16 protein-coding genes are annotated in these 14,856 nt (G+C 66.5%); 6 read left to right on the plus strand and 10 right to left on the minus strand.

Annotated elements, in window-relative coordinates:
* Window positions 1–44: 44 nt before the first annotated feature.
* Window positions 45–593, plus strand: coding sequence for an adenine phosphoribosyltransferase (locus PSEK12I1_RS0116155; protein ID WP_027602224.1), 549 nt, complete (start codon window positions 45–47; stop codon window positions 591–593).
* Between the two features lie 355 nt (window positions 594–948).
* Here the strand turns inward: PSEK12I1_RS0116155 and PSEK12I1_RS0116165 are convergent, their stop codons facing one another.
* The 5 genes from PSEK12I1_RS0116165 to pnuC form a co-directional block, all read right to left on the minus strand.
* Window positions 949–1,254, minus strand: coding sequence for a putative quinol monooxygenase (locus PSEK12I1_RS0116165; protein WP_007158438.1), 306 nt, complete (start codon window positions 1,252–1,254; stop codon window positions 949–951).
* A 64-nt stretch (window positions 1,255–1,318) separates the two neighbouring features.
* Window positions 1,319–1,867, minus strand: coding sequence for a GTP cyclohydrolase I FolE (folE, locus tag PSEK12I1_RS0116170; RefSeq protein WP_027599472.1), 549 nt, complete (start codon window positions 1,865–1,867; stop codon window positions 1,319–1,321).
* 63 nt (window positions 1,868–1,930) lie between these two features.
* Window positions 1,931–2,485, minus strand: a complete 555-nt coding sequence (locus PSEK12I1_RS0116175) for a Smr/MutS family protein (RefSeq protein ID WP_027602225.1) — start codon at window positions 2,483–2,485, stop codon at window positions 1,931–1,933.
* 37 nt (window positions 2,486–2,522) lie between these two features.
* Complete coding sequence (locus PSEK12I1_RS0116180) at window positions 2,523–3,050, minus strand: AAA family ATPase (RefSeq protein ID WP_027602226.1); 528 nt, start codon at window positions 3,048–3,050, stop codon at window positions 2,523–2,525.
* Window positions 3,047–3,610 (minus strand): nicotinamide riboside transporter PnuC, encoded by a 564-nt coding sequence (gene pnuC, locus PSEK12I1_RS0116185; protein WP_027602227.1) that lies wholly within the window; start codon window positions 3,608–3,610, stop codon window positions 3,047–3,049. The genes PSEK12I1_RS0116180 and pnuC overlap by 4 nt, the downstream gene beginning before the upstream one ends.
* A gap of 266 nt (window positions 3,611–3,876) precedes the next feature.
* On the opposite strand from pnuC, the gene PSEK12I1_RS0116190 reads away from it, so the two are divergent.
* The 3 genes from PSEK12I1_RS0116190 (at window position 3,877) to PSEK12I1_RS0116200 (ending at window position 7,080) form a co-directional block, all read left to right on the plus strand.
* Entirely contained in the window at window positions 3,877–4,713 is an 837-nt protein-coding gene (locus PSEK12I1_RS0116190) for an undecaprenyl-diphosphate phosphatase (protein ID WP_027599468.1), read from the plus strand.
* Window positions 4,710–5,210, plus strand: a complete 501-nt coding sequence (locus tag PSEK12I1_RS0116195) for a DUF1294 domain-containing protein (RefSeq protein WP_027602228.1) — start codon at window positions 4,710–4,712, stop codon at window positions 5,208–5,210. The genes PSEK12I1_RS0116190 and PSEK12I1_RS0116195 overlap by 4 nt, the downstream gene beginning before the upstream one ends.
* Window positions 5,211–5,292: 82 nt before the next feature.
* Window positions 5,293–7,080 carry a gamma-glutamyltransferase family protein gene (locus PSEK12I1_RS0116200; protein WP_037007026.1) on the plus strand — a complete coding sequence of 596 codons (1,788 nt, stop codon included), beginning with the start codon at window positions 5,293–5,295 and terminating at the stop codon, window positions 7,078–7,080.
* Window positions 7,081–7,200: 120 nt separating this feature from the next.
* Here the strand turns inward: PSEK12I1_RS0116200 and mqo are convergent, their stop codons facing one another.
* The 3 genes from mqo to PSEK12I1_RS0116215 all read right to left on the minus strand — a co-directional run bounded on the left by mqo (window position 7,201) and on the right by PSEK12I1_RS0116215 (window position 11,399).
* Window positions 7,201–8,697 carry a malate dehydrogenase (quinone) gene (mqo, locus tag PSEK12I1_RS0116205; protein ID WP_007158430.1) on the minus strand — a complete coding sequence of 499 codons (1,497 nt, stop codon included), beginning with the start codon at window positions 8,695–8,697 and terminating at the stop codon, window positions 7,201–7,203.
* A 454-nt stretch (window positions 8,698–9,151) separates the two neighbouring features.
* Window positions 9,152–10,741: an ABC-F family ATPase gene (locus PSEK12I1_RS0116210; protein ID WP_027599464.1), complete on the minus strand. Its 1,590-nt coding sequence runs from the start codon at window positions 10,739–10,741 to the stop codon at window positions 9,152–9,154.
* 241 nt (window positions 10,742–10,982) lie between these two features.
* On the minus strand, window positions 10,983–11,399 hold the full coding sequence (locus PSEK12I1_RS0116215) for a response regulator (RefSeq protein ID WP_027602230.1): 417 nt from the start codon (window positions 11,397–11,399) through the stop codon (window positions 10,983–10,985).
* Between the two features lie 253 nt (window positions 11,400–11,652).
* Between PSEK12I1_RS0116215 and PSEK12I1_RS0116220 the strand changes: the two genes are divergently transcribed.
* Window positions 11,653–11,847, plus strand: a complete 195-nt coding sequence (locus PSEK12I1_RS0116220; protein ID WP_007158427.1) for a hypothetical protein — start codon at window positions 11,653–11,655, stop codon at window positions 11,845–11,847.
* A gap of 24 nt (window positions 11,848–11,871) precedes the next feature.
* Here PSEK12I1_RS0116220 and PSEK12I1_RS0116225 read toward each other — a convergent pair whose 3' ends face one another.
* Window positions 11,872–13,080, minus strand: coding sequence for an MFS transporter (locus tag PSEK12I1_RS0116225; RefSeq protein ID WP_027602231.1), 1,209 nt, complete (start codon window positions 13,078–13,080; stop codon window positions 11,872–11,874).
* Window positions 13,077–14,285 carry an MFS transporter gene (locus PSEK12I1_RS0116230; RefSeq protein WP_027599460.1) on the minus strand — a complete coding sequence of 403 codons (1,209 nt, stop codon included), beginning with the start codon at window positions 14,283–14,285 and terminating at the stop codon, window positions 13,077–13,079. Before PSEK12I1_RS0116230 ends, PSEK12I1_RS0116225 begins: the two co-directional genes overlap by 4 nt.
* 136 nt (window positions 14,286–14,421) lie before the next feature.
* Between PSEK12I1_RS0116230 and PSEK12I1_RS0116235 the strand changes: the two genes are divergently transcribed.
* A complete protein-coding gene (locus PSEK12I1_RS0116235) occupies window positions 14,422–14,832 on the plus strand; it encodes a DUF192 domain-containing protein (protein ID WP_231501013.1) in 411 nt (136 codons plus the stop codon).
* Window positions 14,833–14,856 lie beyond the last annotated feature (24 nt).

Genomic DNA, 14,856 nt, shown 5'->3' on the forward strand with positions numbered 1-14,856 from the left:
GCAATCGTGTTCAACCAGGCGCCCGGCGCCCAAGAGTCTCTGCCATGCCCTTTTCCGAATCCGCCCTGAAATCCCTCATCCGCGCCGTGCCCGATTTTCCCAAGCCGGGGGTGATCTTTCGGGACATCACGCCGCTGTTCCAGTCGCCCGAAGGCCTGCGTGCCGTCATGGCGGAGTTGCTGGAGCGCTATCGTTCGGCGTCCTTCACCCATGTCGGGGCGCTGGATGCCCGCGGATTCCTCATCGGCCCGATCCTGGCCTATGAACTGGGCAAGCCGCTGGTGCTGTTCCGCAAGCAGGGCAAGCTGCCGGCCGAGTTGCTGACCGAGGTCTACAGCACCGAATACGGCGACTCCGTGATCGAGGTGCACAAGGACAGCGTCGGCGCCGGTGATTCGGTGCTGCTGGTCGACGACCTCATCGCCACCGGCGGCACCCTGGTCGCCGCTGGCAACCTGATCCGCCGCCTGGGCGCCGAGGTCCACGAGGCCGCCGCCATCGTCGACCTGCCCGAACTGGGCGGCTCCAAGCGCCTGGAAGCCGCCGGCATCCCCACCTTCGCCCTGACGAGCTTTGCGCTGTCGGAGTATTGAGTGGCCCCTCGATCGCGGCCATGGGCCGCTCCTACAGGCGCACCGGATACCTGTAGGAGCGGCCCATGGCCGCGATAACAGCGTCGAACCTGACCTCAGCGTTCTGCCGGCACCTCCCGAGGTGCCTGTTCGCGGACAAGGCTGCGCCGTTGTCCACCCTACGACGGTGGTGCCTTTGCAGGACGGGTCGCATCGGCAGATCACCTTGGCCGTAGCAGATCACTCAAGTCGTAGGTTGGGTTGAGAGCAGCGAAGCTCAACGGATGTTGCCTCCGCGGCGCCTATCTCGTTGGGCTTCGACGACGGAGCCGTCTCAAGACAACCCGCGATTTAGCGCAACCTTGGCAGCCTCTCGTCAAAGCTCAGCCGTCGGCCCTTTCGGCTCCAGCGGATACAGATCCACCTCGTCCGCCAGCTTGGGCAACTCGTCGAGGAAGGCGAGGGTATGGGGCTGGTTGAAGTGGTCGTCCTGGGCGGCGACCGAGGCCCAGCGGGCCTGGATCACCCAGAGGTCGCCATCCTCGCTGCCCTGGAACACCCGGTAGTCCAGGCAGCCTGCATCGGTCACCGCCACGGCGGCGAGATCGAGCAGATGGGCGCCTAACGCCTGGGAGCGTTCGGGCTGGGCCCTGAGCAGGGTGAGGCTGTGGACGTCCGGCATGGCGGGCAGGTCTCCTGGAGGTTCGAGACTTCGACCCTCCAGGATGGCGGACGTCGCAGCCGACTCAGCGATTGATCAGGCTGAGGAATTCGGCGCGGGTGGCGTCGCTGGCGCGGAACTGGCCGAGCATCACCGAGGTGACCATGGAGGAATTCTGCTTTTCCACGCCGCGCATCATCATGCACATGTGCTGCGCCTCGATGACCACCGCGACCCCGGCGGCACCGGTAACCTGTTCGATGGCCTCGGCGATCTGCCGGGTCATGTTTTCCTGGATCTGCAGCCGACGGGCGAACATGTCGACGATACGCGCCACCTTGGACAGGCCGAGCACCTTGCCCTTGGGCATGTAAGCGACATGGGCCTTGCCGATGAAGGGCAGCATGTGGTGCTCGCACAGGGAGTACAGCTCGATGTTCTTGACCAGCACCATCTCGCTGTTGTCGGAAGTGAAGAGCGCCTCGCCCACCACCTCTTCCAGCGTCTGGTTGTAGCCACGGCAGAGGTACTGCATGGCCTTGGCCGCGCGCTTGGGCGTGTCCACCAGCCCCTCCCGGCCGATGTCTTCGCCGAGTCCGGTCAGGATCGAGGAGTAGTGCTGTTCGAGAGACATTTGGGTTCCTGTTTGTCGATAAGGAGGTTGGCGCTCGGATGAGACGTCACCCGAGTCGCGGAGTCACTCGTCGCGACCTTCGAGCATGGTGCGCTTGAGCAAGACATAAAGCGAGCCGGTACCGCCGTGGCGGGGCAGGCAGGAGGTGAAGCCCAGCACCTGGGGATGCTGGCGCAGCCAGGTGTTGACGTGGCTCTTGATCAGCGGACGGCGCCCGTCCAGGCGCGCGGCCTTGCCATGGGTGATGCGCACGCAGCGGATTTCCAGGCGGGTGGCCTCGGCGAGAAAGTCCCAGAGGGTTTCCCGGGCCTTCTCCACGGTCATGCCGTGCAGGTCCAGGCTGCCCTCGAAGGGGATCTGGCCGCCCTTGAGGCGGCGCAGCTGGGTGTCCTGGACACCGTCGCGACCCCAGTAGAGTTCGTCCTCGGCGCCCACATCGATGACGAAGGCATCGCTCAGGCCATCGACCCGGGTAGCGGTCGTGGTCCTGGTCGCATCGGCACGGCGCTGGGCGACCTGGCCCAGGTCGGCGCGCGGTTTGCCGGTGTCGGCGCGATCCTGCTTGAGCGGACGGATCCCGCGGGTGAAGTCGGCGAAAGAGGCGTCGTCGTCGTGCATGGCGTTCTCCGGTGTAGGACGTCATTCTACCGGCGGGTCAGGCCTCGTGCAGCAATCGGCTCACCGCGGCCAGCGCGGCCCTTTGCCGCTCGGGCCAGTCGCCGGCGATTTCCAGCAGCGGCTGGCCGTGGGCCTGCAGCCAGTCTCGACAATGGGCGAAGAACGCCAGCCGCTCGGTCAGCTCCGGCTGGCAGCGCTGACCGTCGTCCTGCCAGACGACGTCGCGGGGGTCGAGCAGCAGGTGCAGATCGTAGCGGCGGGCCAGCAGCGCCGGCTCCAGCCAGGCGGGCGCGGTGCCGAACAGCAGCCGACTCCACAGCAGATTGCTCAGCAGATGGGTGTCCAGCAGCAGCAGGGGCGGCGCGGCGGCGCGCGCCTGGTCTTCCCGACGCACTTGCTCGCGGGCGATGAGCTCCACATCCGCCAGGGTGGTGTCGGTACCGTGCCGCTCGCAGTATTCGCGGACGTACTCGTCGACCCGCATACCGCCGAACCTTTCGCTCAGCACCTGCGTCAGCCAGGACTTGCCACTCGATTCGGGGCCGGTCAGTACCACCACCTTCATCGCGCGGTCGCCAGGGCGCGACGCCAGTCGAGCCAGCCATAGGCCGCCAGGCCGACAAAGACCGCATAGAGGATCGCGGTGGGGTAGAGGCCCTTGTAATAGAAGAGGCCCACATAGATGACGTCCAGCACGAACCACAGCACCCAGCACTGCAGGCGCTTCTGCGCCATCCAGAACTGGGCGACCAGACTGAAGCCGGTGAGCGCGGCGTCCAGCCAGGGCAGGGCGGCGTCGGTATGGGTACCCATGAGATAGCCGAGGGCCAGGCTGCCCAGGGCACCAACGGCCAGACCGGCCAGCAGGGGTTTCGCCGCCAGTGAAGTGACCTCGCGGCCCTGGTGCTGCTGGCCGCCCCTGAGCCATTGCCACCAGCCATAAAGTTGCAGCACCGCATAGATGCACTGCAACAGCATGTCCGAATAGAGCTTCACGTCCAGGAAGATCCAGGCGTAGAGCACCACCATAACCAGGCCGATGGGCCAGGCCCAGATGTTCTGGCGCACCGTCAGCCAGACGGCGATCACCCCGAGAACGGCGGCCAGCAGCTCCACGGGCGACATGCCCAGCAGGGTGGTGAGCGACTCCAGAAACGACATGCTTCACATCCGGAAAGATTGAATTCGTCATTGTACGGCACCTAATGGCCGTCTATCGGTCTCTTCAACCGGTCTCGCTCTGGTAAGGTGCCGGGCGCTGACTTCAGCACGTGCTGTCTTGGGTACCGCGAAGGGCCATGCCCTGCGGAGCGTCACGGTTCGAACCCCGTTGCCGCCGGAGCCTGCAGCTCCGGCTACCTGCAAATGTTTCACTTGGATGGAGTAATACCATGGACCTATGGAGTGCCTTGCAGGCGCTTATTCTGGGGATCGTCGAGGGCATCACCGAGTTTCTGCCCATTTCCAGCACCGGCCACCAGATCGTCGTTGCCGATCTGATCGGCTTCGGTGGGGAAAGGGCCATCGCCTTCAATATCATTATCCAGCTGGCGGCCATCCTGGCCGTGGTCTGGGAATACCGCTTCAAGGTCTTCGAGATCGTCACCGATCTGCCGCGCAAGTCCTATGCACAGCGTTTCACCGGCAACCTGATCATCGCCTTCCTGCCCGCCGCGGTCCTGGGCGTGATCCTGGGTGACCTGATCCACGAATACCTGTTCAACCCCATCACCGTGGCCTTCGCCCTGGTGATCGGCGGCGTGATCATGATCTGGGCGGAAAAGCGTACCCATCGCATCCGCGTGGAAGAGGTGGACGACATGCGCTGGCATGACGCCCTCAAGGTCGGCTGCGCCCAGTGCCTGGCGATGATCCCGGGCACCTCGCGTTCCGGTTCCACCATCATCGGCGGCCTGCTGTTCGGCCTGTCGCGCAAGGCGGCCACCGAGTTCTCCTTCTTCCTGGCCATGCCGACCATGGTCGGGGCGACGGTCTACTCCGTGTACAAGTACCGTCACCTGTTCACCGCCAGCGACGTCCTGGTGTTCGGAGTCGGCTTCGTCACCTCCTTCCTTTTCGCCATGCTGGCGGTCAAGGCCCTGCTGAAGTTCATCGGCAACCACAGCTACGAAGTCTTCGGCTGGTACCGCATCGTCTTCGGACTGCTGATCCTGGCCACCTGGCAATTCGGCTGGATCGACTGGCACGCGGCCAAGGCGGCCGGGTGAAACCCGAGAAGGAACAGCAGAGCCGGCGTAAGCCGGCTCGTGCGTCTACGCAGAATGCTTCCCCCAAGGCCGCCAAGCGGGCAGCGCCGCTGACGCCCTATCAGCAGCGCGCCGCCATCGCCCGCCAGGACATGCTGGCGCTGCTACAGATCGCCGTCTTCATCCTGCCCCTGCTGGGTATGCTGTCGCTGGCCTTCGGCCGCGGGGTGCTCTGGCCGATGCCGCTCTATCTGGTGGCCAGCGTGACCACCTACCTGCTCTACAAGCACGACAAGCAGCGCGCCCGCGACAAGGGTTGGCGCGTGCCGGAGCGCATGCTGCACCTGGGCGAATTGCTCGGCGGCTGGCCGGGCGCCCTGATCGCCCAGCAGCGCTTTCGCCACAAGACCGTCAAGCTGAGCTTTCGGCTGGTGTTCTTCGCCATCGTCGCCCTGCACCAGCTGCTCTGGCTGGATGTGCTCTGCGGCGGCTTTCTGCACCGTCACCTGCCGCTCTGAGGTCAGACAGGCGGCGGTGGGGCAGGTGATGGGCTAGGCTTGGCGGGCGAAAGCCCCCGTTGCCCAGGAGCCCCCCTTGCGAATGCCTCTGTCGATCCTCACGCCCCTTTTCCTGTCCCTGACCCTGGCCGCCTGTAGCCAGGTTCGCGAGACCTCCCTGCCCACGGCCCCCGAGGCCGGTTCCGGTTACCGCCCCGGGCTGACGGCCAGCGCAGCCACCCGGCAGATGGCGGCCGCGGCCAATCCCCTGGCCGCCGAGGCCGGCCGGGAGATCCTGCGCCAGGGCGGCTCGGCCATCGACGCCGCCATCGCCATGCAGGCGGTCCTGACCCTGGTCGAGCCGCAATCTTCCGGGATTGGCGGCGGCGCCTTCCTGCTCTACTGGGACGGTCGCAAGGTCCAGGCCTACGACGGTCGCGAGACCGCGCCAGTCGGGGCCACGGAAAGGCTCTTCCTGCACCCGGATGGCAGCCCCATGGCCTTCGAGGAGGCACGGATCGGCGGTCGTTCGGTCGGGGTGCCCGGGGTGCTGCGGGCCCTTGAGCTGGCGCATCGCGACCACGGCAAGCTGGCCTGGCAGGTGCTGTTCGAGCCGGCCATCCGCCTGGCCCGGGAGGGTTTCCCGTTGTCGCCGCGGCTGCATAACCAGCTGCTTCACGACCCCTTCCTCAAGCAGTCACCCGGGATGGCCGCGCTCTATCTGGATGCCCAGGGACAGGTGAAGCCGGTGGGCACCCGGCTGCGCAACCCGGAATTGGCCGATACCCTCGCGGTGATCGCCCGGGAGGGCGCCGGAGCGCTCTATCGCGGCGACCTGGCCCAGGCCATCGCCAGGGCCGTGCAGGAGAGCCCCAATCCCGGCAGTTTGAGTCTTCAGGACCTGGCCGGCTATCGCGCCAGGACGCGCACGCCGCTGTGCACCGACTACCAGCGCTGGCGCGTCTGCGGCATGCCACCGCCCGCCGGCGGCATCACCGTGGCCCAGACCCTGGGCATTCTCCAGGCCCTGGAGGCCCGCGATCCGGCCTGGGCCCTGGCGCCGTTGCGGCCAGTGCCGACCGCGCTGCCGGCGGGCCAGGAGCCGCGTCCCGAAGCCGTGCACCTGATCGCCGAGGCCGAGCGCCTGGCCTATGCCGATCGCGCCCAGTACGTAGCCGATCCGGAGCTGGTGCCGGTCAACGTCAAGGGGCTGCTCGATCCCGGGTATCTGGCCAGTCGTGCGCAGCAGGTCGGTGAGCGCAGCCTGGGCAAGGCCGCGCCGGGGGTCCCACCCGGCCCGACCCTGGCCTGGGCACCGGATCGCTCGCCGCTGCGCATCTCCACCTCCCAGGTGGTGGCGGCGGATGCCTGGGGTGGCGCCCTGTCCATGACCACCACGGTGGAGAGCTACTTCGGCTCCCACCTGATGGTGAAGGGCTTCATGCTCAACAATCAGCTGACGGACTTTTCCTTCGTGCCGCGGGAGAAGGGCCTGCCGGTGGCCAACCGGGTGGAGCCGGGCAAGCGACCGCGCTCGACCATGTCGCCAACCCTGGTGTTCGACCGCCAGAGTGGCGAGCTGCTGGCGGCCCTGGGCTCGCCGGGCGGTTCGCAGATTGCCGGCTATGTGGTCAAGACCCTGGTCGGCTTGCTGGACTGGCAGCTGGATCCCCAGGCGGCTGCGGGCCTGCCGAATTTCGGCAGCCGTAACGGCCCCACCGAGCTGGAGCGCGGCGAGACCACCCCGGCCTTGCGCCAGGCACTGGAGCAGCGTGGGCACCAGGTACGCGAAGACGAGATGACCAGCGGCATCCAGGTGATCCGCCGAATGGGCTCAGGTTGGCAGGGCGGCGCCGATCCGCGGCGGGAGGGCGCGGCGCTGGGGGATTAGGCAAACGTCGGAGGGCGATAGCCCCTCACCCCAACCCTCTCCTAGGAGGAGAGGGGGCGGTTTGCCGGGGTGGGGACGTCAGGCGCAGGGATGGCCCGCCAGTGGGCCATCCCGGTGGGGTCAGGCCGGCTGGTCGAGTTGCAGCACGCGGGTGGTGCGCTCGCGCACTTCGCGCAGCAGTTCGGGCTCTTCCGCCAGCTTGTGACCGAAGGCCGGGAACATGGCGCGCAGCTTGGCCTGCCAGTCTTCGCTCTGGAAGCGGCTGGGGAAGCAGCGCTCGACCAGGGTCAGCATGATGGACACCGAGGTGGATGCACCCGGGGAGGCGCCCAGCAGTGCGGCGATGGTGCCGTCGCCGGAGGCGACGATCTCGGTGCCGAATTGCAGCACGCCGCCTTTCTGCGGATCCTTCTTGATGATCTGCACCCGCTGGCCCGCCACTTCCAGGCGCCAGTCCTGCTTGCGCACGGCCGGGTAGAAGGCCCGCAGTTCCTCGACGCGCTGGTCGAAGGATTGCAGCACCTGGCCGACCAGATAGCGGGTCAGCGGCATGTTGTCCCGCGCCACGGCGAGCATGGGGCCAATGTTGCCCGACTTGATCGACTTGGGCAGGTCGAGGAAGGAGCCGCGCTTGAGGAACTTGGTGGTGAAGCCGGCGAAGGGTCCGAACAGCAGGGACTTCTTGCCATCCACCACCCGGGTGTCCAGGTGCGGGACCGACATCGGCGGCGAGTTGACGCCGGCCAGGCCGTAGACCTTGGCCTGGTGCCGTTCGACGATGTGCGGATCGTCGCAGCGCAGCCACTGGCCGCTCACCGGAAAGCCACCGTAGCCGGCGCCCTCGGGGATGCCGGACTTCTGCAGCAGCGGCAGGGCCGCGCCACCGGCGCCGAGGAAGACGAACTTGGCGATCAGGGTGCGGGTGGCACCGGAACGACTGTCCTCGATGGTCAGGCGCCAGCGCTGGTCGGCCTCGCGGGTCAGGTCCACCACCTTCTGGTTGTAGCGGACCTGGGTGCCGGGACGGGTCTGCAGGTGACCGAGCAGGCTCATGGTCAGGGCGCCGAAGTTGACGTCGGTACCCCCGGCCACATGGGTCGCGGCCACGGCTTCGGTGGCCGGCCGGCCTTCCATCACCAGGGGCATCCACTCGCGCAGCTTGGCGTGATCCTCGGAATACTCCATGCCGTCGAAGCAGGCGTGGTCCTTGAGGGCCTCGTAGCGCTTGCGCAGGAAGGCCATGTCCTTGGCGCCATGGACGAAGGACATGTGCGGCACCGGGCTGATGAAGGCGCGCGGCGAGCCGAAGTGGCCTTCCTCGACCAGGTAGGACCAGAACTGCTTGGAGGCCTCGAACATGCCGTTGATGCTGAGGGCCTTGGTGATGTCGATGCTGCCGTCCGCCTTTTCCGGCGTGTAGTTCAGCTCGCAGAGGGCCGCATGGCCGGTTCCGGCGTTGTTCCAGGGGTTGGAACTCTCCGCCGCGCCTACGTCGAGCAGCTCGAGCACCTCGACGGTGCTCGTGGGCTCCAGTTCCTTGAGCATGACCGCCAGGGTCGCACTCATGATTCCCGCGCCGACGAAAACGAAATCCGACTCTTCGTTACCACTGTGCATTCATCGTACTCCTGAGACAGTGTCTCGCTTTACACCTGAGGGAGAGCGGGCGTCGGAGCCCGCCCTCGAGTTGGGCAACCCCGGGCTGACCGCGAACGGCCGGGCAGGGGTGAGCAACCGGTAGGGCATGGCAGTCAGTTGCGACAGCGGCCGTCCGGCAATGTTCTGATTTGTTGAGTGGGGAGCAAGGGTCCTGGCGGACCGGCGGAGGCCGGTACCAGGCGGGGAGATCAGGATGCGACAGGGAACCCGTCGAGCGTGCCGGAAGGGGGCGCTACGTGTTACGAGACGTGGCAGGAGACCCCTGGTCTCCCGGCGCAAACGATAGGTGATGATCGCGGCGATCCTGGTCGAGTACCCGTTTCGGTGCGAAATGATACCTAGGGTAACTGCTTAGGGCACCCTCTATTTTATTCGTGTAGTGGGTGTCGCGACCCACTACACGAACCTCGCCTCAGCCGTTGATACCCTGGCTGCGCAGATAGTCGTCGTAGCTGCCGCTGAAATCCACCACCCCGGCCTCGCTCATGTCGAGGATGCGGGTGGCCAGCGAAGAGACGAATTCGCGGTCGTGGCTGACGAAGATCAGGGTGCCCGGATAGTTTTCCAGCGCCAGGTTCAGCGCCTCGATGGATTCCATGTCCAGGTGGTTGGTGGGTTCATCCATCACCAGCACATTGGGCTTCTTCAGGATCAGCTTGCCGAACAGCATGCGACCCTGCTCGCCACCGGAGATGACCTTGACCGACTTCTGGATGTCGTCGCTGGAGAACAGCATGCGACCCAGGGTGCCGCGCACCATCTGTTCGCCGCCCTGGGTCCACTGACCCATCCAGTCGAACAGGGTGACGTCGTCGGCGAAGTCCTCGGCGTGGTCCTGGGCGAAGTAGCCCACGTCCGCGCTGTCGGTCCACTTCACCTCGCCGCTCTGCGGCGCCATCTCGCCCACCAGGGTGCGCAGCAGGGTGGTCTTGCCGATCCCGTTGGGGCCGATGATGGCGACCCGCTCGCCGGCTTCGATCTGCAGGCCGAGACGCTTGAACAGCGGGGTGCCGTCGAAGCCCTGGGTGACGTTTTCCAGGGTCACCGCCTGGCGGTGCAGCTTCTTGTACTGCTCGAAGCGGATGAAGGGGCTGACGCGGCTGGACGGCTTGACCTCGTCCAGCTGGATCTTGTCGATCTGACGCGCCCGGCTGGTGGCCTGCTTGGCCTTGGAGGCGTTGGCCGAGAAGCGGCTGACGAACTGCTGCAGCTCGGCGATCTGGGCCTTCTTCTTGGCGTTGTCCGACAGCAGGCGCTCGCGGGCCTGGGTGGCCGCGGTCATGTACTCGTCGTAGTTGCCGGGGAACAGGCGCAGTTCGCCGTAATCCAGGTCGGCCATATGGGTGCAGACGCTGTTCAGGAAGTGGCGATCGTGGGAAATGATGATCATGGTGCTGTTGCGGGCGACCAGGATGCCTTCCAGCCAGCGGATGGTGTTGATGTCCAGATGGTTGGTCGGTTCGTCGAGCAGCAGCAGTTCCGGATCGGAGAAGAGCGCCTGGGCCAGCAGCACGCGCAGCTTCCAGCCGGGAGCGACGGCGCTCATGGGGCCGAAGTGCTGGTCCTGGGGGATGCCCAGGCCGAGCAGCAGTTCGCCGGCACGGGCTTCGGCGGTGTAGCCGTCGTATTCGGCGAACTGGACCTCCAGCTCGGCCACGGCCATGCCGTCGTCTTCGCTCATTTCCGGGAGGGAATAGATGCGGTCGCGCTCGGCCTTGACCTTGGCCAGCTCGGCATGGCCCATGATCACGGTGTCGATGACCGTGCAATCCTCGTAGGCGAACTGGTCCTGGCGCAGCTTGCCCAGGCGCACGTTGGGCTCGAGCATCACCTGGCCGCCAGTGGGTTCCAGGTCACCGCCGAGAATCTTCATGAAGGTGGACTTGCCGCAGCCGTTGGCGCCGATCAGGCCGTAGCGATGGCCATTGCCGAATTTGACGGATACGTTCTCGAACAGCGGCTTGGCGCCAAACTGCATGGTGATGTTAGCGGTGGAGATCAAGGGGGGGGTACCTGTAGGGGTTTCAGACCGGAGCTCGCCTGCAGCCCGAGCCGGCGGGCAGCTTGGGCAAGGCGTTTCGATCGGATGGGCAGAGCTCCAGCGGGCAGGGTCGAGGGGTCGCGACGAAGCGCGGCGGCCTGGCTGGGCTGCGGTAAAGGCGGGCGGCGCCCGACATGCCGCCTATTGTGTCATAGCTGCGAGGTCCTTTGTACGGGGCTGGCGGCGGCCGGGTGTCGCTGGACTAGCGGGCGGTCGGATCGGGGGTGCCAGGCCGGGGTACCACTTTCCAGATCGCTTCGGTCAGCTGATCCAGTGTCCACGGCTTGTGCAGGAAGGGCACCCCGGACGGAATGTCATTTCTCAGACCGGCGTAGCCGGACATCAGTACGAAGGGCACCGCGGGCCAGCGTTCACTGACGATCTTCGCCAACTGGACGCCGTCGATCACGCCCGGCATCCGCACGTTCGACACCACCACATTGACCTGCTGCCAGTGCAGCTCGAGAAACTGCAGGGCGGCATCGGCAGTGCCGAAGGTCTCGACATGGAAGCCTTCCTGCTTGAGGACCTCGCGGACCAGTGCCTGGAGCAGCAGTTCGTCCTCGGCCACGACGGCGAGCAGATTCGGGGTGCTGGCGGAGCGGGTCGGCGTATCCATAGGCAGGCAGTCCGGAGTGGAGAAATACCTGAAGTCTAGTCAGCCTTGGGCCAGGCTGCTGGCCAATGGCCCGGATCAGCACTCAGCTTTTTTAGGGATGAGCCTCTAGGTCCAGGCAGCTGACTCGCGCGAAGGCTCTGGCAAGGGGGCGACGCCGCTTGGCAGTCGGGCGACGTGCGGTAAGCGTCAGGATGAAACATCTGGCGCCGCCGACCTACTAACCTCTGAGACCGACCGGCACAGGAGCCACGGCATGATCCTTTCTCTTTCTCCCGCGCCCGATACCACGTCCCCGCTCGCCCTCTGGCTGGGTGGCGATCAGGCACCGCTGAACGATTCCGACATGGCTGACGAGGAGATCGATACCGAGATCCCCGACGAAGTGGTCGAGAACCTGACCGAGCCGGCCAAGCCGCCAGCGCCGATTCCGGATCCCGGTCCGCTGTAGGCGCGCATCCGATTTCACCTGCGGTCAGGCCGGCGTCAGGTCAGGGCGTTCGCGCAGCGCCCGGTGATAGAGCAGGGCGCTGAGCCCCAGGCCAGCCAGGGCCATGAGGCCGGCGAAGAGGAAAATGGCGCTGAAGCCGAAGCCATTGGCGATAGCGCCGGCCAGTGGACCGGTGATGCCCAGGGCCAGATCCAGGCACAGCGAATAGGCGCCCAGGGCGGCGCTACGGTTGGTCGGGGGAACCTTGACGATGGCTTCCACACCTAGGGCTGGATAGACCAGCGACAGCCCGAACCCGGCCATGGCCGCGCCGATCAGTGCCATCTGCGGCGTGACCGCCAGCCAGAGCAGCAGCAGACCCAGGGTCTCGACGGCGAAACAGGCCAGGGCGACCCGAAAACCACCCAGCTTGTTGATGGTGCCGGCGAACAGCAGTCGCGCGCAGATGAAGGCGGCGCCAAAGGCGGTCAGGCAAAAGGCGGCATTGGGCCAGCCGTTGCTCGCGTAGTAGAGCGTGACGAAGGTGGCGATGGCGCCAAAGCCGATGGAGCTCAGCAGCAGGCAGAGGCCGAAGGGGCTGATGCGCCAGAACACCTTGTGAAAGGGCAGTCGCTCACCGGGAATCACCGGTGCCGGCTCCTTGTTCCAGGCCAGGGCCAGCCCCAGGGCGCCAAGCAGCGCGATAGCCACGCCCAGGCTCCACAGGCCCAGACCCGCGACCATGGCCACGCCCAGGGGGGCGCCCAGGGCCAGGGCGCCATAGGCGGCGATGCCATTCCAGGAGATTACCTTGCTGACGTGCTGCATGCCGACGCTGCCCATGCCCCAGCTCAGGCAGCCAGTGCCTATCATGGCCTGGGACATGCCGAGAATGATCCTGCCGACGATCAGTAGGCCCAGGCTGAGGCCAGGCACGCTTTGCAGCGAGGTGGCCAGCAGGGTGAGCACGCCACAGGCGACGCAGCCGAAAAGGCCGTAGATCACCCCGCGCTTGGCGCCGATGCTGTCGGCCAGCTTGCCGGCCAGGGGGCGGGTGAAGAGGGTGGCGAGGTACTGGATGCTGATCGCCAGTCCCGCGATGACCGAGCCGTAGCCGAGATCGTCGTGCACGTAGCCCGGCAGGATCGCCAGCGGCAGGCCGATCGCCAGGAACAGCAGGAAGCTGAAGACGACGATGGAAACGATACGCAGCGTGACGGCGAGGGAGCTGGCGGCTGGGGCGGTCGTGGTCATGGCTGTTCTCGAGAGGACTCGTCGAAACGGCAGAGGAGGCGAACGCTGAGCGCCAGGCCTGCCAGCGCGGCCAGCGCGGCGCAGAGAAAGCTCGCGGCATAGCCGAAATGGGTGGCCACCGCCCCGATCAGCGGACCGGTCACCGCCAGGGAGAGGTCGATGAACACCGAATAGCCGGCCAGGGCGGCGCCCCGGTTGGAGGACGGCACCCGCTGCACCGCCTCCACGGCCAGCGCCGGGAACACCAGCGAGAAACCGATGCCGGTGAGCGCCGCGCCTACCAGGGCAGTGGTCACGCTGGGGGCCAGCCAGAGGACGGCCAGGCCGACGGCTTCCACCGCCAGGCTGACGATGGCGACACGAAAGCCACCGTGGCGATTGATGGCGTTGGCGCAGACCAGGCGTACCCCGATGAAGAAGGAACCGAACACGGTCAGGCACAGGGCCGCGCCGCTCCAGCCCTGACTGGCGTAATAGAGGGTGATGAAGGTTGCCAGGGTGCCGAAGCCGATGCCGCCCAGCGCCAGGCCGAGCCCGAAGGGCAGGACCCGGCCCAGCACCGTGGTGAAGGGCAGGCGCTCGCCGCGGACCGGGACGATGGGCGGGCGGGGCTTGGCGATGCGATAGCCCAGGGCGGCCAGGCCGATGATGCTGACACCCATGATCCACAGCCCCAGGGTATCCACCAGCACCACGCCCAGCGGCGCGCCGATGGCCAGGGCGCCATAGCTGGCGACGCCGTTCCAGGAGATCACCTTGGCGGTGTTGGTCGGACCGACCCGACCGATCGCCCAGGAGATGGCGCCGGTACCCGAAAGGCTTTCGGCGCAGCCCAGCACCAATCGGCCGAGCAGCAGGGCGACGAGGCTGACCCAGGGCCAGGCCTGCAGAAGCACCGACGCCAGCATCAGCACGCCGCTGAGCCCGCAGCCGAGCATGCCGTAGAGCACCGACTGCTTGGCGCCGACCGTGTCGATGATGCGCCCGGCATGGGAGCGTGAGAACAGCGTCGCCAGGTACTGACTGCTGATCACCAGGCCGGCGATGATGGAGTTGAAGCCCAGCTGGTCGTGCACATAGCCCGGCAGCACGGCCAGGGGAATGCCGATGGTAAGGTAGGCGATAAAGGTGAAGAGCACCGTACCCAGGGTGATGCGGGTGGCCAGAGCGGGTGAGGGTGCGGGCGGTAGGCTGGCGGTCGACATCGGACTCGAGAGGTTGTCTGACAATGTGGGATAGATTGCTTTCGTCCGGTAAAGGTCACATGCGATGACATTTTTTGTCCACGCTCGAGAGGGAGCGAAGCGGGCGCCAGGCACTGGCTGGGGTGGTCTGCTGCTGTTGGCCGCGTGGGTGGCCTTGCCCGGCTGGGCGGCGGAGCGGATCGAATTGCGCATCGGTGAGCAGCGCCTGGCCGTCGAGGTGGCGGCGACACCGGCGCAACGGGCCCAGGGATTGATGGGGCGACCGCCACTGGCTGCTCGCGAGGGCATGCTGTTCGTCTTCGCCGGGGATGACGAGCGCTGCCTGTGGATGCGCGATACCCCCAGCGCGCTGGCCGCCGCCTTCATCGATGCCAGCGGCAGGATCCTCAACACGGTCGAGATGCAGCCGCTGACCGATACCCGGCACTGCTCGAGGGCGCCGGCGCGCTATGCGCTGGAGGCCCAGGCCGGCTGGTTTGCGGCGCGCGGGATCAAGCCGGGCGAATCCGTACAGGGATTGGAAGGAGTGGCGCCAGCATCCCGGTGAGCGCGTGTAATTGGAGTCTTTTAT

Source organism: Pseudomonas sp. MOIL14HWK12:I1 (genome assembly GCF_000510705.1).
In the GTDB taxonomy this organism is placed as follows: Bacteria; Pseudomonadota; Gammaproteobacteria; order Pseudomonadales; family Pseudomonadaceae; genus Chryseomonas; species Chryseomonas oryzihabitans.